The following is a 25496-nucleotide window of genomic DNA, read 5'->3' as shown; positions in this document are numbered from 1 at the left end:
TAATTCATGACAATAGAATGCTAGCAGAGCGTGCATTCTATTGTTGCAATCTCAAATTTTCTATGATTCTGCAGTACAAAAAACATCTGTGCCAGTCACTACTTCCTCTGCATCTGCCAGAGGCGCTGCTCGTCATACCCCCATCCAATCAGCTCTTTTACCTGTTCGTCTGCGGTTTCATCCGGATGGTAATAATGCAGCATATGGATAACGTTCTTTTCCCGTTCATTCGTCGGTTCATATCCAGTTAAAAGCTCTGCCACACGGTCTTTTAATTCAACCGGAGTTTCCCACTGCGGAACCTCCCTGCCCGCCAGCTTACAGAGCAGCCCGCAGGCATAGCCCATTTCATAATTCCCCGTCATCACGGAGGTTTCATGCTGCGATTTGATTATCACTGACATTCTTGCAAGATCAGGTACCATAACTTACTCTGCCGGGCATTCCCGGCTTCCTTTCTTTTTTCTGCGGTCTGTCAGGGCAAGCAACGCGCCCGGGACCAATGGAATAATGTTGACCGCACACCGCAGCAGGATCATGGCTGCACCTGCTTCTGCCGCTCCTACGATCTTTGTGGAAAACATCAGAAAAACAAATTCCAGAGAACCCAGCCCTGCGGGCGTCGGAATTACACCCGCCAGCATCTGTGCCGCGGCTGTAATACACACAATCTCCCAGAGGGAAACCGGAAGGTCTGCCGACAACACAAACCAGGGAACCAGATACCAGCAGGTCAGCTTTGCAAAATCGCACAGAAAAATACCTCCTGCCGTTCGCGGCGAATGCTTTAACAATCGGAGCGATTCCTCCTGCATGGAATCAATCTGCGCTTTCATTTTATCCCGTTTATCCTGCCATTTTCCATGACACAGCCGTTCTGCAATCAAAAATCCCCAATTGGAAAACGGCGGGCATGCCGTTACCAGAAGCAGCACTGCGGTAATCAGCGCCGTCAAACCGATTCCCGCTGCCAGAAACGCCGTATAGCCGGAGACGCTTTCATCCTTCGCAAACAGCAGACAGAGAAAGCCAATCAGACCATACAGCGTAATCGATACTTTATGGAAAATGTATTGCACCATGGACAGTCCTGCCCCGCGTGCAAGCGGAAGTCCGTCCCGGTTCATTTCATACATCTGTGCGACCCCGCCTCCGCTTCCAAGGGTTGTCGTCCGAAAAAAGCTGCACACAAACGAACATCTCACGCCCTGCATCCAGGAATAATGCTTTACAGACTGCCGAATCAAAAGCCAGATGATCGTTCCTTCCCAGACCAGATAGGTCAACGATAACACAATAATTATAAAGATCGTCCAGTCAGGCAATTTGCGGATTTTTTCCGCCGCCTGCGCCAGAAAATTTCTTTCATACAAGCAGGCAAAGAAAATCAATCCAAATACCAGGACATATTTCAGCCAGCTCTTCTTTTTTCCCTGTTTCAAGGCAAATTCAGCTCCTTCTATGCTTTCATCCCGTCTAGCATAACGCTGAACCCCCATTTTGTCACTGGACAATTTTTTCGCTTCGGGTAATAATCCCGTTTAAAACTCGATTCCCTTCCGCGCCGGAATCTGTTTCTGGTACGGATGACGCACCCCGTGGATTTCGCTCACATAGTCCGCCGCCTCCAAAAATACCGGATCAGGATTTCGTCCGGTCAGCACCAGCTCCAGCGTCGCCGGTTTTTTCAAAATAAAATCTTTTGCCGTTTCTTTGTCGAGCAGTCCATGCGCGTACGCCGCCTGAAATTCGTCGAAAATCAGCACGTCGATTTCTCCGCTTTTTGCCATGGAAATCGCCTCCTGCAGCATCTGATTGTGACACACGGTGATCTCCTTTTTGTCCTGCTCCGTCATGGAAAAGGTAAATCCCCAGTTCTTGTCGCAGCGCACCAGGCTGATCTGCGGAATTTGCGCAAGAGACGCAAGCTCCCCTGTCTCTGTTCCCTTTAAAAACTGCACAATATGCACGCGTAGACCGCAGCCTGCCGCCCGTAGTGCAAGCCCCAGCGCCGCTGTCGTCTTTCCTTTTCCGTCGCCGCAGTAAATTTCCAGCAACCCCTGCTGCAGATGCATCCGCGGTGACTTTGACTGCTGACCGGAGATCTGTTGTTCTGTATCTTGTTCCATCACTGAAATTCCTCTTTATTTTCTCACGATTACTTCTTTTATTATATATGGAACAGAGCGACATGACAATCGTTATCTATTTTCTAATCAGGAAAGACATGCTGTTCAGAAGCCCCTCGGAGCCACCATTAACAGGCAGCTGTTTTATGTGAATGCTGCGCAATGCTCTTCCAGAACCGCGTGAAGTGCTGTCGCACTGCTGGTATGTACACGTGCTACCGGAATCTGATTCTTCTTCGCTTCCTGCGTCACGCTGATGACCATTTTGTGGGAAACTGTGCTGATAAACAAAATCAGCAAATCCGGGCAACCGATCTTCTTTTTTAAGGAACCGTTTTCCTTTGCGAAAACCTTCGCCTTACAGCCATGCTCCTTGCAGATATTTTCATACTGCGTTACCATTCTCTCATTTCCACCGATAATTACAACACTCATTCCGTTACCCCTTTATTTTCTGCACTGAAACGGTGCATTGGTTTTATTAGGTTAGTATTGACTAACTCAAGTTACATAATACCATGCCGGTTCATAAAATGCACGCTTTTTTTTATTCGAGGGTGTAAAAATCTGTGTAAAAAAAGCCTGGCAAGCAATTCTTGCCATAAAACAGCTGGCTCTACGAGCATTATTTCTGTTTCTTCCAATATAAGGCATTCCAGCAGCTTTTGCGAAATCGTCAAAATGAATAGCGAACTGTAAAAAAAACATCTGCGAGTTCAGGAATTGTTTATATTTTTTTAGTTGATTTTAGTTTTTAAATATGTATAATATATAAATGAAGCGGATTTGTTCCTTTTTTGAAACAATCTGCCAGAACCTGCAATGCAGGAAATGTAAGGAAAGGAAAGAGGTTAATACAAATGGCTGTAATCGATTTAAGCAAGTATGGTATTACCGGAACTACCGAGGTTGTCTACAATCCTTCTTATGAAGTATTATTCGAAGAAGAGACCAAACCCGGACTGGAAGGTTATGAAAAGGGACAGGTCAGCGAGCTGGGTGCTGTAAACGTTATGACAGGTATCTACACCGGACGTTCTCCCAAAGACAAATTCATCGTTGTTGATGAAAATTCCAAGGATACTGTATGGTGGACATCTGACGAATACAAGAATGATAACCACCCCGCTACCCAGGAAGCATGGCAGGCAGTCAAGGAACTCGCTCAGAAAGAACTTTCCAATAAGAAACTGTACGTTGTGGATGCATTTTGCGGTGCAAACAAAGATACCCGTATGGCAATCCGTTTCATCGTTGAAGTAGCATGGCAGGCACATTTCGTAACCAACATGTTCATCAAGCCCACTGCGGAAGAGCTTGAGAACTTCGAGCCCGATTTCGTTGTTTACAACGCTTCCAAGGCTAAAGTTGAAAACTACAAGGAACTCGGCTTAAACTCCGAGACCGCTGTTATGTTCAATATTACAAGCCACGAGCAGGTTATCATCAATACCTGGTACGGCGGTGAAATGAAGAAAGGTATGTTCTCCATGATGAACTACTTTCTGCCGTTAAAGGGCATCGCTTCCATGCACTGCTCCGCTAACACAGATAAGAACGGCGAGAACACCGCTATCTTCTTCGGTCTGTCCGGTACCGGTAAGACCACCCTGTCTACAGATCCCAAGCGTCTGCTGATCGGTGATGATGAGCACGGCTGGGATGACAATGGCGTATTCAACTTCGAAGGCGGCTGCTACGCTAAGGTTATCAACCTGGACAAGGAGTCCGAACCCGACATCTACAATGCGATCAAACGCAACGCTCTGCTTGAGAACGTTACTCTGGATGCAGAAGGCAAGATTGATTTCGCGGATAAGAGCGTAACCGAGAACACCCGTGTATCCTACCCGATCAATCATATTCAGAACATCGTACGTCCGATCTCTTCTGCTCCCGCAGCGAAGAACGTTATCTTCCTGTCTGCAGATGCATTCGGCGTACTGCCTCCGGTATCTATTCTGACACCTGAGCAGACTCAGTATTACTTCCTGTCCGGTTTCACAGCTAAGCTGGCTGGTACAGAGCGCGGCATCACAGAGCCTACTCCTACCTTCTCCGCTTGCTTCGGTCAGGCATTCCTGGAACTGCATCCTACCAAGTATGCACAGGAACTGGTTAAGAAGATGGAAATGAGCGGCGCTAAGGCTTATCTGGTAAATACCGGATGGAACGGCACCGGCAAGCGTATCTCCATCAAAGATACCCGTGGTATCATCGATGCGATCTTAAGCGGCGCTATCCTGACAGCTCCTACCAAGAAGATTCCTTACTTCAACTTCGAAGTTCCCACCGAGCTGCCCGGCGTAGATCCTGCTATTCTGGATCCTCGCGACACCTATGCTGATGCTTCCGCATGGGAAGAAAAAGCAAAAGACCTGGCTGCAAGATTCAATAAGAACTTTGCAAAATACGAGGGCAACGAAGCTGGTAAGGCTCTGGTTGCTGCAGGTCCTCAGCTGTAATCAGCACTTGCAACATATTGACCTTTTGAAAAGGAGATGCAGTTTTGCATCTCCTTTTTTATCGTATAGGAAACTTCGTTTCTATACGATAAAAACGCTCCGCGAGGATCGCACTGCGGCGGAATGGTAGAATGTCGCTTACGCGACCCGCCGCAGGCGGAGAATCCTGTAGAGCAGGATTCTTTTTCATCACTCTTCCTCTCAGGCGTAGATTTTGCTTTTATCGATTTTTCTTGCAATTTCTTATAATTTGTCTTATGATAAAAAACGTGCGTTTTTATAAAAATTTAATGATTTATATTCTTTTTTTATCATTCGAATATATCTTCTAAAATCGTACAGTCTACCGTCTCTTATTTTACTCAAAGGAAGGAACTTTCCACATGGAAAAATTAAAACCGAAGCTGTTTTCTGTCATGAAAACCTACACCCGTGAGCAGTTTGTCAAAGATGTGGTTGCCGGCATTATCGTTGCAATCATCGCTCTTCCGTTGTCCATCGCCCTCGCCCTTGCCTCCGGCGTCACACCGGAAAAAGGCATCTACACTGCGATCACAGCAGGCTTTGTCATCTCTTTTCTGGGCGGAAGCCGCGTCCAGATCGCAGGTCCGACTGCAGCATTTGCAACGATCGTCGCCGGAATTGTTGCAAAAAACGGCATGGACGGACTGATTATCGCTACTCTGCTGGCAGGCGTGATTCTGATCCTGATGGGTCTGCTGCGCCTCGGCAACCTCATTAAGTTTATTCCATATACGATCACAACCGGCTTTACCTCCGGTATCGCTGTAACGATTTTTATCGGTCAGATCAAGGATTTTCTCGGTCTGAGCATCGTTACCGATGAACCGCTGATTGAAACGATGGATAAATTAAAGGCTGTTTTCGTCTTTATCGGCACGCTGAACGTACAAGCGCTGCTTGTTGGCGTTCTCAGCCTCGCTATCCTGATTTTCTGGCCGATGCTTCCCGGCTTTTTAAAGCGGATTCCCGCTTCCCTGATCGCCGTAATTGCTGGCAGTGCTGCGGTAGCTGGTCTGCACCTGAACGTCAATACGATAGGGGATCTATATGAAATTTCTAATAAGCTGCCAGCGATTTCGCTTCCGGCGTTCTCTCTGACAACCGTTCAGAACGTCCTGCCAGACGCCTTTACGATCGCGATTTTAGCAGCAATCGAGTCCCTGCTCTCCTGTGTCGTTGCGGACAGCATGGTAAACAGCCGTCACCGCTCCAATATGGAACTGATCGCACAGGGTGCCGGAAACATCACCTCCGCGCTGTTCGGCGGCATCCCCGCTACCGGAGCCATCGCCAGAACCGCTGCAAACATCAAAAACGGCGGACGCACTCCGATCGCCGGAATGGTGCATTCTGTTGTCCTTCTGCTGATCCTGGTTGTCCTGATGCCCTACGCTGCCCTGATTCCTATGCCGGTTATCGCAGCGATCCTGTTTATGGTTGCCTATAATATGTGTGACATCAAAACCTTTGTCAACCTCTGCAAAACCTCTCCGAAGAGCGATATTATCGTTTTGGTCAGCACCTTTGTTCTGACGGTCGTATTCGATCTTGTCGTTGCCATCGAGGTCGGCATCTTGCTCGCTGCGATTCTGTTTATGAAACGTATGAGCGACGTTACAGAAGTAGAAGGCTGGAAATATGTCGATGAGGACGACGATGCGGACAGCCTTGCCCTGCGCGTTGTACCCGATCACATTACAGTTTATGAAATCAGTGGTCCCCTCTTTTTCGGCGCTGCGGATAAGATTCTGAAAATCACCCTCGACGAAAAGCGCCGCTGTCTCGTCCTTCGTATGAGAAGTGTCAGCGCCATCGACGCGACCGCCATGCATAACCTTGAAAAGCTCTACGAGGACTGTCAGAAAAAGGGCATTCAGCTGATTTTCTCCCATGTCAACGAACAACCCTGGCGTGTCATGGAAAAAAACGGCTTTATCGAAAAAGTCGGTGCCGACAACTTCTGTGCTCATATTGATGACGCCCTAAAGCGCGCCGAGCAGCTGTAGCTTGTGCCAAAGCAGCTCATCACTGTTCTGATAAAAATCGCATTTTGAATACATCCGCCGCAGAGTTCTGACTTTTGCGGCGGATTTTTATAAAAATTTAATTTTTCTCTTGAAAAATATCACATTTGCGTATATCATATTGCCCATAGGCAATTTCGAAATGAAGTTTGCAGGAAAAGACATTTTGTCTACCGAAGGAGTAAAACTCTCAGGTGCTGTAGTTTGCAGCGCAACTGTAAATGGATCGACTCTCTGGAGACACCCGGATCAGCCGGGGGCCGAAGGTGCAACATACGAATTTCTCGTATGAATCTCTCAGGTAAAAGGACAGAGAAGATATTACGCAAGTATTCTGTATCTTCCTGAGACTGACGCAAAAAGGATTTCTTTTTGGTGCAGTCTCTTTTTATTCGCAGCATAGAATATTCGCAATCTTATATTCTATCATGCTTTAAACGATATCTGTCTGCGCAGCGGATATTTCGTTTTTCCGGCGAATAAACCAGTCCGGCACACTGCCCTTTCTATTTTCACGAGTGATTCCAAATCCCTTCTTTCATTTCGAAACGCTTTCCTTACGCATAGCGTAGCATGGCATCAGAAAGACATCTGCGGCCAAAAATCTGTTGTAACAAAGAATATCTGTTGCAGCAAAGAATAAGAAAGGGATCGAATACCATGTGGACTTCTATCAATCAAGCTCTGAATATAATCGACAACTTTGTCTGGGGTGTACCGTTGATGGTACTGATTATCGCCGGCGGACTGCTTTTGACCATCCGTCTCGGTCTACTCCAGATTCGTAAGCTTCCCCTTGCACTGAAATGGATGCTTCAAAATGAGGAAGGCGGAAAAGGTGAAATTTCCAGCTTCTCTGCACTCTGTACCGCACTGAGTGCAACGATCGGTACCGGAAATATCGTCGGTGTCGCTACAGCGGTTTGTGCAGGCGGTCCCGGTGCTCTGTTCTGGATGGTTGTAGCAGCGTTTCTCGGCATGGCAACCAAATACTCCGAAGGTCTGCTGGCAGTCAAATACCGTACTGTTGCCGAAGACGGACACAGCCTCGGCGGTCCCTTCTACTATATTGAACTCGGCATGGGCAAAAATTTTAAATGGCTCGCAAAGATTTTCGCCTTCTTCGGCGTCTGTGTCGGTCTCTTCGGCATTGGTACCTTCAGCCAGGTCAATGGTATTTCCAGTGCAGTACATGGTTTCTTTGATCCAAACGATGCCTTTACTGTAAAAATTCTGCCGTTCCTTGGCGAATATTCCTGGTCCGTTGTCATTGCTTCCCTGATTCTCTCCTTCTGCGTCGCAGCTGTTTTGATCGGCGGCGTCAAGAGAATTGCAAGCGTCAGCCAGATCATCGTTCCCTTCATGGCGGTCATCTATTTTGTATTCGCAGTGATCCTGATCTGCTGCAACATCACCAAAGTGCCTGCAGCGTTTGCAACCATCGTAACTGCAGCGTTTTCTCCAAAAGCGATTACCGGCGGTGCAGTCGGCAGCATGCTCATCGCAATGCAGAAGGGTGTTGCCCGCGGCATCTTCTCCAATGAAGCCGGCCTGGGAAGTGCGCCTATCGCAGCGGCTGCTGCTCAGACGAACTCTCCTGTCCGCCAGGGTCTGGTTAGCATGACCGGTACGTTTATCGACACGATCATCATCTGTACCCTGACCGGCCTTTCCATCGTCCTGACCGGTGCATGGCAGATAGAAGGTCTGGAAGGTGTTCAGGTTACAACCTATGCATTCCAGCATGGTCTTCCGTTTCCTGCACAGTTTTCTTCCTTTATTCTGATGCTCTGCCTTGTATTCTTCGCCTTTACGACAATCCTGGGCTGGGATTACTACAGTGAACGCTGCCTGGAATATTTAAGCGGCGGCAATATGAAGCACGTTAAGATCTTTCGGTGGATCTACATTCTGGCTGTCTTTATCGGACCTTACATGACGGTGAGCGCTGTCTGGACCATCGCTGATATCTTCAACGGTCTGATGGCTATCCCGAACATGATCGCGCTGTTCGCATTAAGCGGTGTCATTGTAAAAGAAACCAGAGCATTTTTCCAGCATGCAAAGGAAGAAGCACTCGCAGAGCACCGTTCTTTTGAAGAGGTTTGTGAGGAGAATTTAAACGAAGAAGAAGCGCCCGCGAACTAAAACTATTATCCAAGACCCCCTTCCCGATCTGGTTGGTATGCCCTTTGCGACTGACCTGATCGGGTTTTTTAATGCTCTTTACACATTGGTTCATAAAAGAATGTGCCAAAGCACATTCTCGCGCCGAGGCGCGGTTGCTTCGGCAACCATCTACCCCTGCGCCGAGTGCGCATCCTCGTAGCGCGTTTTTATTTCATAGGACGCATTTTCCTATGAAATAAAAACAGCCGCACCCGGATGATTTCTCATCTGTGATGCGGCTGTTTTATTATCAGCAGAATGTACACAAAGCACATTCTGCCGTATACGTCTTGCGGCGCCCTTTATTCATGACAATAGAATGCTCGCAGAGCGTGCATTCTATTGTTGATTTTTGAAGTCGAGGGAATTATTCGCCCTTCTCCAGAGCCAGAGTCTTGGTTGTGATATCACAAACCTCTGCAGGTCCGTAGTACTGGATTGCACCCGGATATACATAGCAGGTGTTCTCAGACCACTCTTCTCTGTGTGCCTCGAAGTATTTGAAGGGCTTGCCATCCAGCTCAACCAGAGCCTTACGGATAACAGGCTTGTCTTCGCCATGTCTTCTCTCCATGTTCATCATCTTGGTGATGGGCATACCGCCTGCAACCCACTCAGCTGCCGGTTTGGACAGGTTGGAAACCTTGGAAAGGTAACCATTGTAACCATACTGGATCAGCATGAATGCATTGTAACCTAAGGAGTAGCAGTAATCGGAATCGAAGTTGGAAGGGAATGCACATCTTCCTTCGTAACCGAAGAAATGATGCAGTGCATTGAACTTACCGTTGTATGTGCCTGCAGCCTTTCTCTCAGCCAGCTTGTCAGCTACCAGAGCGGAGAACAGCTTCTCGGACTCGATCAGGGAAACCTGTACGTTGCCGTGAGGATCTCTCTCCAGGAACAGCTGCTGCTGAATGCCTTCCGGCAGGATTGCGAATACAGCCATGGATTCTTTAGACAGACCGTTTTCGATGAACGCATATTTTTCTTTCCAGGTAGGAAGTGCATTGAACGCATCTGCCTTGCTGCCTGCTAACAGCTCGTTGATCTCAGCGATCAGTGCGGAGAACTCGGGAACGAATTCTACAACGCCTTCAGGGATGATTGCAACACCGAAGTTCATGCCCTTTGCTGCTCTCTTTGCTACAGAATCAGCGATGTAGTCAGCGATCTGGGACAGGGACATCTTCTTTGCTGCAACTTCTTCGGAAATCAGGCAGATGTTCGGCTGGGTTTCCAGTGCGCACTCCAGAGCAACATGGGAAGCGCTGCGGCCCATAACCTTAATGAAGTGCCAATATTTCTTAGCGGAGTTTGCATCTCTTTCGATGTTACCGATTACTTCGCTGTAGGTCTTTGCAGCGGTATCGAAACCAAAAGAGCACTCGATATCTTCGTTCTTTAAGTCGCCGTCGATGGTCTTCGGGCAGCCGATCACCTGTACGCCGGTGTTGTTTGCAGCAAAGTACTCAGCCAGTACAGCTGCGTTGGTGTTGGAATCGTCGCCACCGATGATAACGATTGCGGTGATACCGTGCTTCTTGCAGACTTCAGCAGCGATTGCGAACTGTTCCTGAGTCTCCAGTTTGGTTCTGCCGGAACCGATGATATCGAAACCGCCGGTGTTTCTGTATGCATTGATATACTCGTCATCAAAAACAAGATAATCGTCTTCGATCAGACCGCTCGGACCGTTCTTGAAGCCGTACAGTACGTTCTCCGGGTTGGTTGCCTTTAATGCATCGTATAAACCGCAGATAACGTTGTGTCCGCCAGGAGCCTGTCCGCCGGAAAGGATAACGCCTACAACCTGCTTCTTCGCAACGGAAGTGTTCGCACCTTTCTGGAAAGTGATCTCCTTTTTACCGTAGGTATTGGGGAACAGCGCTTTGATCTTCTCCTGATCTGCAACGCTCTGAGTCTCTTCGCCTTCCTTAACGCAGATATCTGCAATGCCGTGTCTCAGCATGCCGGGAAGCTTCGGAGCATACTCATATCTGGCTTTCTGTAAAGCTGAAATTTCCATAATCCTTCTCCTTCTTGTATTTCTACAACATTTTTTCATTCATAGTTGATTATAAGCTATTTTTTTCAAAAAGTAAACAACTAATCCCTTTTTCGCAAAGGGATGAATCATTTCCACCCTTATTTTCTCAAATCTCCCGAACATCATACGGAGTGGTCTGATATACGTAATAATTCAAAAAATTTGTATACAATCCGTTGCAGTGCGCACGCCAGGAAAGTAACGGTTTCTTCTCCGGGTTGTCCTCCGGGTAATAATTTTCCGGCACATGGATCGGCAGTCCCTTGTCGCGATCGCGCTTGTACTCCCCGTCCAGCGTATAGCGGTCATATTCCGGATGTCCCATGACGAAAATCTGGCGTCCGCCCTCAGTCATACATAAAAGAACTCCCGCTTTGTCCGATTCCGCCATAACGGTCAGCTCTTTGCAGGCATGGATCAGCGCTGCAGGCGTTTCGGTATGTCTGCTGTGGGGGATACAGAAAACGTCGTCAAATCCACGCACCAGCGGCTCTTTGCGGTTTAACACACGGTGTTCAAATACCCCGAAAAGCTTTTCCGGCAACAGGCGTTTGTCGAGTCCGAAGTGATAATACAGCCCCGCCTGGGCGCCCCAGCAAATATGGAAGGTCGAATGGACGTGGGTCTTTGACCACTCCATAATTTCGCAGAGTTCTTTCCAGTAATCCACCTCTTCGAAGGGAATCTGTTCCACCGGTGCGCCCGTGATGATCAGGCCATCATATTTGTTTTCTTTCAATTCGTTAAATGTATTGTAAAATTTATTTAAATGAGTGACGGAGGTATTCAGAGACAGATGGCTGTTCATTTTCATAAAGGTCACGTCCACCTGCAGCGGCGTATTGGACAGCGACCGAAGAAGCTGCAGCTCCGTATCCTGTTTGACCGGCATCAGATTCAGAATACAGATCTGCAATGGGCGGATATTCTGGTGCATCGCACGATATTCGTCCATCACGAAAATATTTTCATTATCCAGAATCTCTCTGGCAGGCAGATCACTCTGTATTTTAATCGGCATTTTCTCTCTCACTTTCCTGCCGCTGTGCGGCGCTTCTTTTGAATAAATTCGTCCGAACGGTTATTTTTCCAGATACTGCTTCATAAACTCTTCTTCTGTCAGTACAACTATGCCCAACTCCCGCGCTTTTTTATTTTTGGCGGAATTGGAGGTACTGTCATTGTTGATCAGACAGACGGTTTTGCCCGTCACGCTTCCGGTTACCTTTCCGCCGAGGGCTTCGATCTTTTCCTTTAAGGCACTGCGATTTTCAAAGTGGTTCAGGCTGCCCGTAATAACAAAGGACTGCCCGGAAAGCGGCAGGGCTTCTTCTGAAAAGGTTTCCTGCTCCAGCTCCACTTCCTTTAATAAAAGCTCCAGCGCAGTTTTATTTTTTCCCTGGGCAAAAAAATCCACAAACGCACCTGCGATGACTGGTCCTACGCCATCCATCGCCGCCAGCTCTTCTGTAGGTGCAGCGAGCATTTTGTCCAGATCATTTTTATATTCCCGACAAATCATCCGTGCATTGGCAATTCCGATATTCGGGATTCCAAGGCTGTAAATCAGGCGTGCAAGATTTGTATGTCTCGCTTTTTCAACGCTTGCTTCGAGATTCTGATACGATTTTTCGCCGAATCCATCCATCTGTATAATCGCATCCCGGTGTCTGTCCAGATGGAACAGATCCGCATAGGTATGCAAAAAGCCCTCCGCCAGAAATTTTTCCAGCGTTGCTTCGGAAAGTCCGTCGATATTCATCGCGTCCCGGCTGACAAACAGCGTAAAAGATTTGATCTTTTTGGCATCGCAGTCCGGGTTCGGGCAGACTAACGTCTCCGTATCGTTTTCTTTTACGATTCGGGTCTCTCCCTGACAGACCGGACAGGTGCAGGGAATTTCCAGTGTGCCGCTTTTGGTCAGATTTTCCGCGATCTGCGGGATAATCATGTTTGCCTTATAGACTGTAATCCGGTCGCCGATGCCGAGCTTTAATTCTTTTACAATGCTGACATTGTGAACGCTGGCGCGACTTACGGTTGTCCCCTCCAGCTCCACAGGGTCAAAAATCGCAACCGGGTTAATCAGTCCGGTACGACTCGCGCTCCACTCCACCTCGCGCAGCGTCGTCTCCGCCTGCTCGTCCGCCCATTTAAATGCAATGGCATTGCGCGGGAACTTCGCTGTTCTTCCAAGCGACTCTCCGTAAGCGATATTGTCCAAAAGCAGCACCAGCCCATCAGACGGAACCGGGTAATCTGTGATTTTTTCTTCAAACCAGGCAACCGCCTCCTGCATCGTGTCCGCAGTTACCGCTTTATATTCTACCGTTTCAAAGCCCTGCTTCTGTAAGAATATAAACTGTTCTTCCCTTGAGTTTTTAAAATCCACACCCTCTGCACGCACCAGCGCAAATGCAAAAAAATGCACCTTTCGCTGCGCAGTGATCTGGCTGTTTAGCTGGCGCACGGAACCGGAGCAGAGGTTTCTCGGATTTTTGTACCGAGCGTCCACGTCTTCGATTTCGCCGTTGATCTTTTCAAAATCCGCATAGGTGATGACCGCTTCTCCCCGCAGGATCAGCTCTCCCTGATAAGGAATCTGCAACGGCACGTTGACAAAGGTTTTGGCGTTCGGTGTGATGACCTCGCCAATTTCGCCATTTCCCCTCGTGACCGCCTTAAACAGTTTTCCGTCCCGGTATGTCAACACGATGGTCAAACCGTCCAGCTTCCAGGAAAGCAAACCTTTCTGATCTCCCAGCCAGTCTGCCAGTTCTTCCCGGCTTTTCGTTTTTCCAAGGGAAAGCATCGGGCTTTCGTGACGCTCTTTAGGAAGTTCGTCTACTGCTTCATAACCAACCGATTGGGTCGGACTCGCTGCCAGCACAACTCCGGTCTTTTCTTCCAGGGCAACCAGCTCGTCGTAGAGCCTGTCATATTCTAAATTACTCATGATTTCCCGGTCTTCGGCATAGTAGGCTTTTGCAGCCTCATTCAACTTCGAGACCAGTTCTTTCATTCTGTCTGTATCATTCATATCGTTTTTTCTGTGCTCCTGTCTGTCCGGATCTGAAACCATTCCGATAGGTACCATTCGTGCGGCTGTCGGTGGCACTCCGGTAGGTACCATTTGTGCGGCTGTCGGCGGTACTCCGGTAGGTACCGCGCTGCTCTGCTTTGCGAGCACCGTCTGTACCTTGCCTGCGGTCAGCCGTTTTTGCGTAGCCACCTGCATTTCGGTGAGCCGGATTCTGCCCGCTGCGCTGCATTCCTGCATTCGCTATGCGTCCGTTCACTCTTGGCTCTGCAGCGCCGGTCTGGGCTTCTTTTTTCGCAGCAGGCTGCCGTTCCTTTTCCCATGCAGGACGCGCCGGACGGCTGGCATTTTTTCCAACTTCATAGTACAGCTCTTTTAACTCTGCACCGGTGACTGCACGAATATCGCCCGGGTTTAATTTCCCCAGCAGAATGTTTGCTACACGCACACGTTTGATGCTTATAACGCCATAGCCGATGGTCTTGCACATCCGGCGGATCTGGCGGTTTAAGCCCTGCGTCAGGATAATACGGAAGACAAATTTTCCTTCTTCCTTTACAAAGCAGGGACGGGTACGCTCATTTAAATCCTTTAACAGCATACCGTCCGACATTTTTTTGAGGAAATCCCGGCTGATGGGTTTATTGACGCGGACGAGGTACTCCTTTTCGTGAAAGTTTGCCGCACGCATCAGACCATTGATTAAGTCCCCGTCGTTTGTCAGCAGTAAAAGGCCTTCCGAATCTCTGTCCAGGCGTCCTGCATAGGTTACACGTACCGGATATTCGACGACATCACGGATCGTGATCTGGGCGTGCTTGTCCTTTTCTGTACAGGTCACTCCAACCGGCTTGTAATAAGCCAGCACCACCTTTTTTTCCCGATGTCCGACCGGTTTGTCCTCAACTGTAATTTTGTCCAGATCGTTGACCCGCATACCCGGATCTGCAATCTTGCCATTCACAGACACTTTTCCCCCTTCGATCAGGACATCCGCTTCTCTTCTCGAACAGATGCCAGCCTGGGAAAGATATTTATTTAAACGGACCTTTTCAGTATTTGCCATAAATTAACTTCTCCATTCCGATAAAAATCGCAGTATACAAATATTTTAGCACACTTTCAGATTCCGTGCCAGAAGAACATGCAGGGATTTTCAGGCGCATGGTTTCCCTCTGCTACAGCAAAATCCAGTCCGGAAGTTTTTTTCTAACCCACGGCAAAAACGGTCCTGCCAACCCTATAGAGCTCAGCAGAACCGTTTTTGAAATTTTGTTATGAAATTCTATCCAAAACATCTGGAAGGTTATCGAAGTTTTTTGTCTTACTCGCGCTCTACGATCGCTGCACAGCCCATGCCGCCGCCAACACAAAGAGTAGCAAGACCTTTCTTTGCATCTCTCTTTTCCATCTCATGAAGTAAGGTTACCAGAATACGGCAGCCGGATGCTCCTACCGGATGACCAAGGGCGATTGCTCCGCCGTTGACGTTTAAGATATCGTTGTTGAAGCCAAGGTCATGCGCAACTGCTACAGACTGTGCTGCGAATGCTTCGTTTGCCTCAATCAGGTCGAAGTCGCCGATTTCGTAGCCGGCTTTCTTCATTACCTTGCGGGTTGCTGCAACCGGTCCAATACCCATGATGCGGGGTTCTACGCCTGCCAGCTCGCCTGCTACCCAGGTAGCCATCGGCTTTACGCCCAGCTCCTTTGCCTTTTCTTCGCTCATAACGATCAGCGCTGCCGCTGCATCGTTGATACCGGAAGAATTGCCGGCGGTTACGACACCACCCTCTTTGAATGCAGGACGCAGCTTGCTGATGCTCTCTGCCGTTACATTCGGTCTGGGTCCCTCATCAGTATCAAATACAACGGTCTGTTTTTTCTGTTTTACTTCCATCGGAACGATCTCGTCCTTGAACTTGCCCTCTGCAATCGCTTTCTGTGCCTTCTGCTGGCTCCATGCTGCAAACTCATCCAGCTGCTCTCTGGTCAGTCCCCAGTCTTCTGCAATATTTTCAGCAGTAATACCCATATGATAGCCGCCGAATGCATCCGTCAGGGCATCGCGGATCAGCGCATCATCCATCTTTCCAGCGCCCATTCTGTAACCGAATCTTGCATTATACAGAAGATAAGGAGCCATGGACATATTTTCCATACCGCCAGCTACGATGATATCCGCATCACCGGAGGCAATCAGCTTGGCAGCCAGATTTACACAGTGCATGCCGGAGCCGCACAGTACGTTGATCGTAGTTGCAGGAACCTCTACCGGAATCCCTGCGTTGACTGCTGCCTGTCTTGCAGGGTTCTGACCAAGACCTGCCTGAATGACACAGCCCATATATACTTCATCTACCTGCTCCGGTTTGATTCCGGTTCTTTTCAGGGCTTCTTTGATTACAACAGTGCCCAGATCCGGCGCGGGAGTTTTGGAAAGAGTTCCTCCCATTACGCCGATTGCTGTTCTGCATGCGCCTGCCAGCACTACTTTTCTTGCCATAACAATGATTCCTCCATTTTCCCTTTTTTCTTTATCATACTACTTTTGAAACGCTTTTCAAGCCCACTGCACGCTTTGTTGTGGTCTTTTTTAGGAACAAAAGCGTAAAAGCTTTCACGTTGGAAGGTACTTATCAGGGCATTTTTTATCTGGTGCTCAAATGCCCGATATTTTTGATCAGCACGGAAATCGTCCCGTCGGGATTTGTGATAAATTCTACCTTCTCGGGGTCCTTATATTCTTCCATCGGAATCGTGATTTCGATGCCAGTGTCCGTCGTCAGATGCTGCTTCTGGAACTTTTTGATCGTCGCCTCGCTCTTGGGCCTGACAATTTCTTTTTCCATGTTATATTTTTCCAGCTTTTCCTCCAGGTCTGCCTGCATCTGCGGACTGTCCTTAAAAACTTTCTCCTTGACCGCTTCGACCTCCAGGCTCCCCTTTTCCTCCAGCTCATCATAGATCGCCTGCTTGACTTCCATCTTTCGCCGGGTGTCCTCATCTCCATAGTATTTTTTGTTGACCTGTTCCACTGCTTTTGTCACGATATCCAGCTTTGTCTTCTGAGACATCGGTGCATGACATTCCAGAAACAGTTCGGAAAAGTACAGCTTTTTTTCACCATTTACTTCGAATTTTTTCTCTGTCAGCAAAATTTCTCCATTCGACAGATTCACTAAAAATGCCTCAGAAAGCTTCTGTCCGGCAGACGGCAGGATCGCTTTCTGTAAAATGATATCGTTTAAATTTTCTCCGGTTTCGGTAGCCTTCGTCGCATGGGTATAGGAAGTTTTATAATTTAATTTCAAAAATCCGAAATAATCGACGCCCTCCGCAGAAAAAACGACAACCGCAACGTCCGCCGCCGGAATATCGATATTCGAATTCATGATCCCATAGAGCTTTTCACACAATGCCCTGCTCGTCTGGACAAAATTTTCGGCGTTACAGTTCTGGATCAGCCCCATCACCTCAGATTCGTCAGAAAACTGGCAGACCTTCATATCGTCGCTCTCTGTAAATTTTTCAATATGAGCCTTTAAAAAATCGCACAGATTCGAACCCATATCGATCGGACAGTCCGAAAGCACCGGCATTCCAACCACAGAATCCAGGATATGGACAATCCCCATTTTCATAATCATATCGTCTTTTTTCATGCCAGTTTCTCCTCAATTGCTTTTGTATGCGGCAGCTGCGCCATCTATAAACATAGCAGTTCGATGAAAAATATGCAAGAAAAAGAGGCGAACGCTTTTGACGTCCGCCTCCGGGATTCTCGCTTTTGCGAGCTGCCGCAGGGAAAAATCTTCCTCTCGGGATTCTTCTTATTCCGCCCGTTTTAACGCTTTTACGATCACAGGTCCGATCAGTGCTGCTAAAATAATCTTTGCAGTATCACCGGGCAGGTAAGGGATAACCCCCACACCAAGACCTCCGATGAAGTCTAAGTTCAGCTGCAGGCAAAGCCATACGGTACCGAACAGGTAACATACCAGCGTTCCCAGAACCATCGCACCGAACTGTTTCCAGAAGCTTTTGCCGGTCTTCTCAAACAGAATACCGGTCAGCGGGATCATGAACAGGAAGCCGATCAGATATCCTCCAGTCGGTCCTGCAAGCTTTGCAAAGCCACCGGAAAAACCGGAAAATACCGGAAGTCCCACCAGACCCAGAAGCAGATAGATCACATAGCTGATGAATGCATTTCTGGTGCCCAGAATGTAAACGGAAAGATACAAAATAAAGGTTGTCAGGGAAAGCGGAACAGGGCTGACCGGGATCGGAATGGAAAACGGAGCCGCTATACAGGTCACCGCTGTCATCACACCGATCATCGCCATCTGTCTGATTCCAAGTGCTGTCTCTTTTTTTGTTGCTGTCTGCATGATTGTCACCCCTCCTGTCCTATCGGACAGTTTTTCTTTTTTCTTAAAAGATACCCCTTTCATCTGAAAATGTCAACAAAATCCTTGACTTTTTTGTTTCTTCTTTTGTTATATTATACAATATCGTCCTATTTGTAAGTTTTTTGTATCGCATTTTGACAGCTGCGTGCCAAGGTGCCCGGTGATATATCATATTTTTGGCGAAATGCCGTCAGAAAATAAGAATAGGAAAAGAATCCGCACGCCGCACATACTTCCTTAGAGGATATGTTTCCCTGTATCCGTCATCTGTCTGTGATAATCCGATGGTCGAATCAGCTGCAGGCTGCCTGCCGCCGCAACGAAGCTGCTTCCGTTGATCAGGAACCGGCTGCTTCCTTCATAGATCAGCGACAGCTCGTAAAAATCATGAAAATGAAGCTGCTGATTGAAGCTGCTCTCCGCTTCCGAATAGCAATTCTGTATGCTGAAAAGCCCGTTCGATAAATATTCCTTTGCCGGAAGAATTCCCTTTCCAAACTGCATCCCTATATTTTCTCCATTTCTTTTTGCTTCAAAAAATTTGTTATTTTATGATTATATCATATATATTTTGTTATTTTAAGTTTTCTATTGTCTTTTTTACCAATTCATCCTACGATAAGTTCAGACAGCGGCAATACAATTTCGCCCGAGAAAAACAAATCCATTTATTTCAAGACACCAGAAAGGAGTTTATCCAATGACACAGTTAGAAGCTCTGCAGAAAAAATTTATCAATCTGCGCTTTGGCACATTTATCCATTTTAACAGCGCAACCTTCCAGTTCCACAACAACCCCGACATCATCGACTGGGAATACGACCATGAAAACGGCGATCTGCCCAGGCAGTTCCCGTTTGATGAAAAAGACTTTAACCCGACCGCTCCCGACTACTGCAAGCAATGGGCAAAAATCGCTAAAAGCGCCGGCTGCCAGTTCGCTGCCCTGACAAGCAAGCACCACGAGGGCTTCGATCTCTGGCCCTCCGACTATACCGATCACTGTGTGAAAAATGCGACAAACAAAACCGATGTCGTTGCCGCTTATCTGGACGCGTTCCGCAGCGAGGGAATTGTTGCCGGTCTGTATTTTTCCGTGCTCGACCTGACTGCTCAAACCGGTCACAGATCCTGCACAACAGCGCAGAAAGAAAAAATCTTCGGTCAGGTGACCGAGCTTCTTACAAACTATGGAGAAATCCCATTCCTGATCGTAGACGGCTGGAATGCTCCCTGGGGTGGTCCCTCCTATGAGATGCTTCCCTTCGAGGAGCTCGACCGCCTTGTGAAATCTCTGCAGCCCGATTGTATGCTGATGAACATCGGCTGTCAGGACGGATTGTCCGGTACCGACGTTGTATTTTATGAAAACGCCGCCGGTCAGGAAGTCGACCATAGCTTCAACGGTCCCGGCATCAGCTGCAACAAACTGACAAAGACATGGTTCTGGAGAGACGAAGATCCGACAACGCCCGTTACAAACGCAGAATGGGCACTTTCCAAAATGAAGGATTATTTCCCCCAGAATGTCAACTTCATGTTAAATCTCTCCCCTTCCACAACCGGTCTGGTGGACGAAAATCTTGCGCAGGAATTTGCCAGGATCGGTAAGACTTTCCAGATGCCTGCACCCCTGGATGAGCTTCCGGCGGGCTGGCTGAAGCGCTGATCTCTATTGACGCAAAAGAACAGGGCATTCCCGCCTTGTTCTTTTGCTATTCTCAGGGTATACTTTAAAAAGAAACGGTCGGCACTTCCTGTCCGACCCAAAAAGTATCCTGTAAGGAGGACATTATGTCACAGACACTCGAACAATTTCAGGCCTATCAGACCAGACTCGAACAATACGATCAGGCGATTGCCCTGCTCTACTGGGACCTGCAGACCGCAGCTCCAAAAGACAGCATCGAAGCAAAGCTGTCCGCGGTAGGCTATTTTTCCACGGAATCCTTCCGCCTTTCGACGGCGGACGAATACGGCAGCCTGTTAAAAAAACTCTCTGCTCCCGAAGAATATGATCAGCTGTCTCCCGCCATGCAGCTTACGATCCGGCGAAACCTGAGAGATTTCGAACGCTTCAAGCGCATTCCGGAAGCCTTCTACACGGAATATGTCACAGAAAAGGCACGTTCCGAAAAAGCCTGGGAGGCAGCCAAGGAGGCTTCTGATTTCTCCGTATTTGCGCCCCATCTGGATAAGGTCATCTCCATGACAAAAGAATATGTCCACTACATGGAGCCAGATCAGGATGTATATGAATTTTTGGTCGGTCTTTTTGAGGACGGTATGGATACGGAAACGATCGACCGCATTTTTGCAGAACTAAAAGAAGGACTTCTTCCGCTGCTTGCCAAAATCGAGGCAGCTCCCAAACCGGATCTGTCTGCCCTGCAGCAGACCTTTGACCCGGATGCTCAGAAAAAGGTCCAGGAGCTGCTGCTTTCTTATATCGGTTTTTCCTTTGACTGCGGCGCGGTTGCCGAGAGTATGCATCCCTTTACGACAACGCTCTGCCCCGGCGATGTCCGCGTAACAAACCACTATTATGCCGACAATCCGATTTCTTCGATATTCTCCGCCATTCACGAGGGCGGTCATGCAATCTTCGAGCAAAATGTCGATAAGGATTTCTGGCATACTGCCGCAGCCCAGATCAATATGATGGGACTTCACGAAAGCCAGTCCCGCTTTTACGAAAATATCCTCGGCAGAAACCCACACTTTTGGACACCAATTTACGAAAAAATGTCCGCGCTGCTTCCAGAATTTAAAACCGTCCCATTTGATACGTTTATAAAAGCGATCAACGACGTACACCCCAGCATGATCCGTACGGAAGCGGATGAAGTGACCTACGGTCTGCATATCATCCTGCGTTACGAGATAGAAAAAGCAATTTTCAGAGACAATGTAAAGACCGATGACCTGCCAGCTCTCTGGAATCAGAAAATGCAGGAGCTGCTTGGCATTACTCCTGCAAACGATGCAGAAGGCATCCTGCAGGATATGCACTGGTCAGACGGCTCCTTTGGATATTTCCCCTCCTACCTGCTGGGCTCCATTTATGACGGCATGTATCTTGAAGCGATCCAAAAGGATCTCGGAGATCTGGATACGGTTCTGGAAAACGGAAGGATCCTCGACATCACCCACTGGCTGAAGGAAAAGATCCATCGTTTTGGCAGCATGTATAACTCCAAAGAGGTTATCGAACGGGTCTGCGGCAAGGAAATCAGTGCACAGCCACTGCTTCGCTATTTTGAAGAAAAATACAGTAAGGTGTATGAATTCTGACCAACGCTTCGAAGTCGAACTGCTTTATCTGTAACATACAGAGCGTATATTCCATCAAACAGTAACATTCTATTATTGATGCAAAAACCGGAAAATCTTTCCAGATGCCTTACGACAATACCTGCGTGTGGCGTTGGAACAGATTTTCCGGTTTTTCTAATCAGGCGATTCCATTTTTATACATTCGGTTCACGGCAGCGTTTTTAAAATCCGTCCCAGCTCTTCTACATCTTCCGACTTTGTTGCCCAGCTGGATGCAAACCGCACTGCAGCTGCTCCATTTTCCAGCTCTTCCCAGGTTTCACAGCTGACACGATCCTTCAGCGCTTCCCGCTGTGCTGCATTTAATACGACAAACTGCTGATTCGTCGGGGAATTGATATAAAGCGGACACCCATGCTCCGTCAGAAGCTCCTTGATCCTCATGGCCATCTCGATCGCATGCGCAGAAATTTTCAAATACAGATTTTCTGTAAAAAGCGTATCGAATTGAATCCCCAGCAGACGTCCCTTCGCAAGCACCGCCCCCTGCTGCTTCATCAGGGTAAAAAATCCCGGAACCGTATTCTTTTTCGGGAAAACTACGGCTTCTCCAAACAGTGCGCCCACCTTTGTGCCTCCAATATAGAACACGTCGCACAACTCTGCCAGATCTGCAAGTGTCACATCTGTTCCCGGTGCACAAAGTCCATAGCCCAGACGCGCACCGTCCAAAAACAGGGGCAGCTGATATTCTTCACAGACCCTTCGAAGCGCCTTTAACTCTTCTTTTGTATAGAGTGTTCCATATTCGGTCGGATGGGAAATATAAACCATGCCGGGCTGCACCATATGGGTACAGCTGCCGTCCTGATAAAAGCGTTCCAGATAGTGCTTTACCGCTGCAGCCTCAAGCTTCCCGTTTTTGTGTGGGATCGTCAGCACCTTATGGCCGCCGCTTTCAATTGCACCAGCCTCGTGGACACCGATATGTCCGGTATCCGCTGCAATAACCCCCTCGAAGGGCTTTAAAAATCCCCGGATCACGGTCGCATTTGTTTGGGTCCCGCCGACCAGAAAATAAATTTCCGCCTCCGGGCACTGGCATGCTGTGCGGATTTTTGCTTTTGCAGATTCGCAATAGGCATCCTTTCCATAGCCGTAGGTATGCTCCATGTTCGTTTCCATCAGGCGCTGTAAGATTGCAGGATGTGCGCCTTCCATGTAGTCACTATCAAAGTATAGCATTGCTTTCTCCTCCTGATATTTTTGTATCATTTTTTCTTTCCTCACAGTTTCAGCCTTCCCTTTGCTGCTCTAAGAGCTCATAGAGCGCATCGTCGCCTTCGTCGATCCACACATCCTCTTCCTCTTCATTCAAGCCAAGAAATTGTGCGAGTGTTCGGATATCATCGCTGTTATTCCATTCGTCCACATAGTCATCGATTTCTTCAAACTCGATCTCTCCTGCCAGATAACGTTCTTTAAAATTTGCCATCCTGATTTCCTTTCTATAGCCGTTAATATGTTTCTGTTAATTCGTTGATCATTGTTATCAGTAATTTCGCATCCACGGGCTTTGGATTTTCTTATTTTTACCCATCTGCAAACCTCTTTTCCCATTCATCGCTATTCCTTATCAGCCTGCGTTTCGGACCCCCCACCGGATTTTATACTTCGGATGGTCTTTTCCAATAGCATCATATCAACAGGCTTTGAAATATGGGCATTCATACCGGCTGTCAGAGAATGCCGGATATCCTCCGAAAAGGCATTGGCAGTCATTGCAATGATCGGAATTGTCCCTGCCTGTTTGTGTAGGCTCCTTCGGATTGCCCTTGCAGCATCATAACCGTTCATGACAGGCATCTGCACATCCATCAGGATCATGTCATACGCTCCGGGCACAGACTGTTCAAAGGTCTCCACCACCTTTTGCCCATTTTCACAAATCGTACACTCAGCACCTTTCATTTTTAACAGCTCTGTCAAAATCTCTGCATTCAGTTCATTATCCTCTGCACATAAAAAGTGCATTCCCTCCAGGATCGCTCCGTTCGGCGTTTCTTCTTCCTTTGATGACAGGAATGCAGGCCGCTCTTTTGCAATTTTCAGATCTATAAGCACTTCAAAGCAGCTTCCCTGTCCGGGTTTACTTTCTACATAAATCGTGCCTCCCATGGCTTCCACAAGATTTCTGGTGATGGCCATTCCAAGTCCGGTTCCCTGTATCTTATTTGTCACAGAGTTTTCTGCACGGGTAAAGGCATCAAAGATCGTATCTTTAAAAGCATCTGACATTCCCATTCCATTATCACGGACGAAAAAGCGATACCTTGCATAGACCGTGGAGGCTGTTTCACATTCTTCTGCCACAAAATGAATTGCTCCCCCCTCCTGTGTATACTTTACCGCATTGGACAAGAGGTTGCTAAAAATCTGCATCAGGTGAACCTGATCTCCATTTACCCACTCGTGCCGGATCTTTTCTTTTGTAATTGTAAGGGTCTGATTTTTTTCTTCTACCTGTGAATGGAACATCGCATTCAAATCCTGCAAAAGATCCGAAATAGAAAAATCCGTATACTGAAAAGCTGTTTTTCCTGCTTCGATCTTGCTCATATCCAAAACATTGTTAATGATCCCTAACAGGTGCTGCGCGGATATATCAATTTTATCTACATACTCCAATACCTTGACCTTATCCCCTGCATTATGTCGGATCAAAGCTGTAATACCAACAATTGCATTCATGGGTGTGCGAATGTCATGGGACACATTGGATAGAAAATCTGTTTTCGCCTTATTTGCATTTTCCGCTGTCTGTAAAGCTTCTGTTGCAATATTCTTTGCCTCTTTCAGATTCTGATTCGATGCTTCCAATTCCTTCATCGCCTGTATTTGAAGTTCATTATTTCTTTTTTCATATTTTGCTTTTTGATCTGCGATACTGAGTCTGGAAACACTGTAAAATAATCCGGCAAAGAGTAAAATGATAAAGCCTACCATAAACATTGTTGTAAATGATACCACTTTCTGATACTCTGTCAGGGTATTATCGACAACACCTTTTGCCACAATACAGATCAACATGGAATGGTTGCTTTCTATCGGACAGTAGCCCAGATAATAGGGCGATTTTCCACCCAAAAGCTCTACTCCCTGTTCTCTGGCTGCAAGTCTTTTTTGAAGTGTTTCTGCCTCACCTTCTGTGATAGCCTGGCTCTTCCTTAAGTGCTTTAACAGAGAATAATTCCGGAAAAATACATCTTTACTCTGATTCGTATATGTAATGTTTCCCTCGTTATCCAACAGAAACAGATAGGCATTTCCATGATATCCCTTAAGCTTTAGCATAGAATCTAATTTTGCATGATTATATGCCGTTCCAATTGCGGTATACGTTTTTCCATCAATGCGATATGGCTGACATGAAATCGCAACCAAATAAGCACCGTTTTGTATTTCTTCATGATTCCAGGCAACCAGTTTTGCAATATTATGTCCGTTCCTTAAATCCAACAGAAGCTTACTTGGAATATCAATCCGCATTTTCGTTCCGTCTGCAGTGATTGCCTTACCATTTTCCTGAAGAAACAGGAGTGTACTTTCCGATTCCCTTTCCCACGCCTCAAAAAAATTACGGTTTTCTTCTGTTTCCAGGGACAGTTCCTTTTTCTGAAGCAGATAGCCTTCCACCAAATGCAGCTGGCTATAGTATCCATTTGTCTGAAGTTCATAGGTCTGCTGCATTTGTTCCACAACAGCTCCCATACTCATTTTTCCGTTTTTCTCGATATAGCTGTTCATCCTGTTCATAAGATGCTTTATAAAGACTATGCTTGAAAGAAGGAGAAGCCCTATCAGGAACGGAACGATTACTTTTTTTCTTTTCACTGCTGCTTGT

Annotated in this window: 21 protein-coding genes and 1 riboswitch; of the genes, 5 read left to right on the top strand and 16 right to left on the bottom strand. The window is 47.4% G+C overall.

Features of this window, described 5'->3' with window-relative positions; all coding sequences use genetic code 11:
* Positions 1 to 98: 98 nt before the first annotated feature.
* The 4 genes from ACLTOQ_RS15190 to ACLTOQ_RS15175 all read right to left on the bottom strand — a co-directional run bounded on the left by ACLTOQ_RS15190 (position 99) and on the right by ACLTOQ_RS15175 (position 2564).
* The gene (locus ACLTOQ_RS15190) at positions 99 to 425 is read right to left on the bottom strand and encodes a DUF3837 domain-containing protein (protein ID WP_412319858.1); all 327 of its coding nucleotides are present in this window, start codon (positions 423 to 425) and stop codon (positions 99 to 101) included.
* A 3-nt stretch (positions 426 to 428) separates the two neighbouring features.
* A complete protein-coding gene (locus ACLTOQ_RS15185) occupies positions 429 to 1442 on the bottom strand; it encodes a lysylphosphatidylglycerol synthase transmembrane domain-containing protein (protein ID WP_412319856.1) in 1014 nt (337 codons plus the stop codon).
* A gap of 99 nt (positions 1443 to 1541) precedes the next feature.
* Positions 1542 to 2129 (bottom strand): cob(I)yrinic acid a,c-diamide adenosyltransferase, encoded by a 588-nt coding sequence (locus ACLTOQ_RS15180; protein ID WP_412319854.1) that lies wholly within the window; start codon positions 2127 to 2129, stop codon positions 1542 to 1544.
* A 144-nt stretch (positions 2130 to 2273) separates the two neighbouring features.
* Complete coding sequence (locus ACLTOQ_RS15175) at positions 2274 to 2564, bottom strand: DUF2325 domain-containing protein (RefSeq protein WP_118495580.1); 291 nt, start codon at positions 2562 to 2564, stop codon at positions 2274 to 2276.
* Positions 2565 to 2989: 425 nt separating this feature from the next.
* On the opposite strand from ACLTOQ_RS15175, the gene pckA reads away from it, so the two are divergent.
* From pckA to ACLTOQ_RS15160, 3 genes are all read left to right on the top strand, one after another.
* The gene (pckA, locus tag ACLTOQ_RS15170) at positions 2990 to 4594 is read left to right on the top strand and encodes a phosphoenolpyruvate carboxykinase (ATP) (protein WP_021916389.1); all 1605 of its coding nucleotides are present in this window, start codon (positions 2990 to 2992) and stop codon (positions 4592 to 4594) included.
* Between the two features lie 383 nt (positions 4595 to 4977).
* Positions 4978 to 6624: a SulP family inorganic anion transporter gene (locus ACLTOQ_RS15165; protein WP_308728455.1), complete on the top strand. Its 1647-nt coding sequence runs from the start codon at positions 4978 to 4980 to the stop codon at positions 6622 to 6624.
* 242 nt (positions 6625 to 6866) lie between these two features.
* Positions 6867 to 6965: riboswitch (glycine riboswitch) on the top strand.
* A 337-nt stretch (positions 6966 to 7302) separates the two neighbouring features.
* The gene (locus ACLTOQ_RS15160; protein WP_412319852.1) at positions 7303 to 8790 is read left to right on the top strand and encodes an alanine/glycine:cation symporter family protein; all 1488 of its coding nucleotides are present in this window, start codon (positions 7303 to 7305) and stop codon (positions 8788 to 8790) included.
* 388 nt (positions 8791 to 9178) lie between these two features.
* Here ACLTOQ_RS15160 and ACLTOQ_RS15155 read toward each other — a convergent pair whose 3' ends face one another.
* From ACLTOQ_RS15155 to ACLTOQ_RS15115, 9 genes are all read right to left on the bottom strand, one after another.
* Positions 9179 to 10840: a diphosphate--fructose-6-phosphate 1-phosphotransferase gene (locus ACLTOQ_RS15155; RefSeq protein ID WP_021914328.1), complete on the bottom strand. Its 1662-nt coding sequence runs from the start codon at positions 10838 to 10840 to the stop codon at positions 9179 to 9181.
* 127 nt (positions 10841 to 10967) lie between these two features.
* Positions 10968 to 11882: a homoserine O-acetyltransferase MetA gene (gene metA / locus ACLTOQ_RS15150; protein WP_337672963.1), complete on the bottom strand. Its 915-nt coding sequence runs from the start codon at positions 11880 to 11882 to the stop codon at positions 10968 to 10970.
* Positions 11883 to 11942: 60 nt separating this feature from the next.
* The gene (gene ligA, locus ACLTOQ_RS15145; protein WP_412319849.1) at positions 11943 to 13901 is read right to left on the bottom strand and encodes an NAD-dependent DNA ligase LigA; all 1959 of its coding nucleotides are present in this window, start codon (positions 13899 to 13901) and stop codon (positions 11943 to 11945) included.
* Positions 13894 to 14967, bottom strand: a complete 1074-nt coding sequence (locus ACLTOQ_RS15140; RefSeq protein WP_412319847.1) for a pseudouridine synthase — start codon at positions 14965 to 14967, stop codon at positions 13894 to 13896. Before ACLTOQ_RS15140 ends, ligA begins: the two co-directional genes overlap by 8 nt.
* 258 nt (positions 14968 to 15225) lie before the next feature.
* The gene (locus ACLTOQ_RS15135; RefSeq protein ID WP_021914332.1) at positions 15226 to 16407 is read right to left on the bottom strand and encodes an acetyl-CoA C-acetyltransferase; all 1182 of its coding nucleotides are present in this window, start codon (positions 16405 to 16407) and stop codon (positions 15226 to 15228) included.
* A gap of 145 nt (positions 16408 to 16552) precedes the next feature.
* Positions 16553 to 17566: a nucleoid-associated protein gene (locus tag ACLTOQ_RS15130; RefSeq protein WP_412319845.1), complete on the bottom strand. Its 1014-nt coding sequence runs from the start codon at positions 17564 to 17566 to the stop codon at positions 16553 to 16555.
* Between the two features lie 168 nt (positions 17567 to 17734).
* Positions 17735 to 18295 carry a biotin transporter BioY gene (locus ACLTOQ_RS15125; RefSeq protein WP_021914334.1) on the bottom strand — a complete coding sequence of 187 codons (561 nt, stop codon included), beginning with the start codon at positions 18293 to 18295 and terminating at the stop codon, positions 17735 to 17737.
* Positions 18296 to 18423: 128 nt separating this feature from the next.
* Positions 18424 to 18564: an AraC family transcriptional regulator gene (locus ACLTOQ_RS15120; protein ID WP_412319864.1), complete on the bottom strand. Its 141-nt coding sequence runs from the start codon at positions 18562 to 18564 to the stop codon at positions 18424 to 18426.
* Positions 18554 to 18820 (bottom strand): AraC family ligand binding domain-containing protein, encoded by a 267-nt coding sequence (locus ACLTOQ_RS15115; protein ID WP_412319843.1) that lies wholly within the window; start codon positions 18818 to 18820, stop codon positions 18554 to 18556. The genes ACLTOQ_RS15120 and ACLTOQ_RS15115 overlap by 11 nt, the downstream gene beginning before the upstream one ends.
* Before the next feature lie 196 nt (positions 18821 to 19016).
* Between ACLTOQ_RS15115 and ACLTOQ_RS15110 the strand changes: the two genes are divergently transcribed.
* Both ACLTOQ_RS15110 and ACLTOQ_RS15105 read left to right on the top strand, forming a co-directional pair.
* The gene (locus ACLTOQ_RS15110) at positions 19017 to 19985 is read left to right on the top strand and encodes an alpha-L-fucosidase (protein WP_412319841.1); all 969 of its coding nucleotides are present in this window, start codon (positions 19017 to 19019) and stop codon (positions 19983 to 19985) included.
* 125 nt (positions 19986 to 20110) lie between these two features.
* Positions 20111 to 21610, top strand: a complete 1500-nt coding sequence (locus ACLTOQ_RS15105) for a carboxypeptidase M32 (RefSeq protein WP_021914337.1) — start codon at positions 20111 to 20113, stop codon at positions 21608 to 21610.
* A gap of 189 nt (positions 21611 to 21799) precedes the next feature.
* On the opposite strand, the gene ACLTOQ_RS15100 is transcribed toward ACLTOQ_RS15105, so the two are convergent.
* The 3 genes from ACLTOQ_RS15100 to ACLTOQ_RS15090 all read right to left on the bottom strand — a co-directional run bounded on the left by ACLTOQ_RS15100 (position 21800) and on the right by ACLTOQ_RS15090 (position 25408).
* The gene (locus ACLTOQ_RS15100) at positions 21800 to 22837 is read right to left on the bottom strand and encodes a threonine aldolase family protein (protein ID WP_337673677.1); all 1038 of its coding nucleotides are present in this window, start codon (positions 22835 to 22837) and stop codon (positions 21800 to 21802) included.
* A gap of 49 nt (positions 22838 to 22886) precedes the next feature.
* The gene (locus ACLTOQ_RS15095; RefSeq protein WP_021914339.1) at positions 22887 to 23087 is read right to left on the bottom strand and encodes a hypothetical protein; all 201 of its coding nucleotides are present in this window, start codon (positions 23085 to 23087) and stop codon (positions 22887 to 22889) included.
* A gap of 131 nt (positions 23088 to 23218) precedes the next feature.
* Positions 23219 to 25408, bottom strand: coding sequence for a hybrid sensor histidine kinase/response regulator (locus tag ACLTOQ_RS15090; protein ID WP_412319838.1), 2190 nt, complete (start codon positions 25406 to 25408; stop codon positions 23219 to 23221).
* Positions 25409 to 25496: the final 88 nt, after the last annotated feature.

This window comes from Gallintestinimicrobium sp. (assembly GCF_046968865.1).
Classification (GTDB): Bacteria; Bacillota; Clostridia; order Lachnospirales; family Lachnospiraceae; genus Gallintestinimicrobium; species Gallintestinimicrobium propionicum.
Note: the sequence above shows the minus strand (reverse complement) of the source record. Positions and strands in the feature narration are given on the sequence as shown.

Bases quoted from the DNA above. Each gene is read 5' to 3' on its own strand.
- ACLTOQ_RS15190 (WP_412319858.1), bottom strand. From the start codon at position 425: ATGGTACCTGATCTTGCAAGAATGTCAGTGATAATCAAATCGCAGCAT.
- ACLTOQ_RS15180 (WP_412319854.1), bottom strand. From the start codon at position 2,129: ATGGAACAAGATACAGAACAACAGATCTCCGGTCAGCAGTCAAAGTCA.
- ACLTOQ_RS15175 (WP_118495580.1), bottom strand. From the start codon at position 2,564: ATGAGTGTTGTAATTATCGGTGGAAATGAGAGAATGGTAACGCAGTAT.
- pckA (WP_021916389.1), top strand. From the start codon at position 2,990: ATGGCTGTAATCGATTTAAGCAAGTATGGTATTACCGGAACTACCGAG.
- ACLTOQ_RS15165 (WP_308728455.1), top strand. From the start codon at position 4,978: ATGGAAAAATTAAAACCGAAGCTGTTTTCTGTCATGAAAACCTACACC.
- ACLTOQ_RS15160 (WP_412319852.1), top strand. From the start codon at position 7,303: ATGTGGACTTCTATCAATCAAGCTCTGAATATAATCGACAACTTTGTC.
- ACLTOQ_RS15155 (WP_021914328.1), bottom strand. From the start codon at position 10,840: ATGGAAATTTCAGCTTTACAGAAAGCCAGATATGAGTATGCTCCGAAG.
- metA (WP_337672963.1), bottom strand. From the start codon at position 11,882: ATGCCGATTAAAATACAGAGTGATCTGCCTGCCAGAGAGATTCTGGAT.
- ligA (WP_412319849.1), bottom strand. From the start codon at position 13,901: ATGAATGATACAGACAGAATGAAAGAACTGGTCTCGAAGTTGAATGAG.
- ACLTOQ_RS15140 (WP_412319847.1), bottom strand. From the start codon at position 14,967: ATGGCAAATACTGAAAAGGTCCGTTTAAATAAATATCTTTCCCAGGCT.
- ACLTOQ_RS15135 (WP_021914332.1), bottom strand. From the start codon at position 16,407: ATGGCAAGAAAAGTAGTGCTGGCAGGCGCATGCAGAACAGCAATCGGC.
- ACLTOQ_RS15130 (WP_412319845.1), bottom strand. From the start codon at position 17,566: ATGAAAAAAGACGATATGATTATGAAAATGGGGATTGTCCATATCCTG.
- ACLTOQ_RS15125 (WP_021914334.1), bottom strand. From the start codon at position 18,295: ATGCAGACAGCAACAAAAAAAGAGACAGCACTTGGAATCAGACAGATG.
- ACLTOQ_RS15115 (WP_412319843.1), bottom strand. From the start codon at position 18,820: ATGCAGTTTGGAAAGGGAATTCTTCCGGCAAAGGAATATTTATCGAAC.
- ACLTOQ_RS15110 (WP_412319841.1), top strand. From the start codon at position 19,017: ATGACACAGTTAGAAGCTCTGCAGAAAAAATTTATCAATCTGCGCTTT.
- ACLTOQ_RS15105 (WP_021914337.1), top strand. From the start codon at position 20,111: ATGTCACAGACACTCGAACAATTTCAGGCCTATCAGACCAGACTCGAA.
- ACLTOQ_RS15100 (WP_337673677.1), bottom strand. From the start codon at position 22,837: ATGCTATACTTTGATAGTGACTACATGGAAGGCGCACATCCTGCAATC.
- ACLTOQ_RS15095 (WP_021914339.1), bottom strand. From the start codon at position 23,087: ATGGCAAATTTTAAAGAACGTTATCTGGCAGGAGAGATCGAGTTTGAA.
- ACLTOQ_RS15090 (WP_412319838.1), bottom strand. From the start codon at position 25,408: ATGAACAGGATGAACAGCTATATCGAGAAAAACGGAAAAATGAGTATG.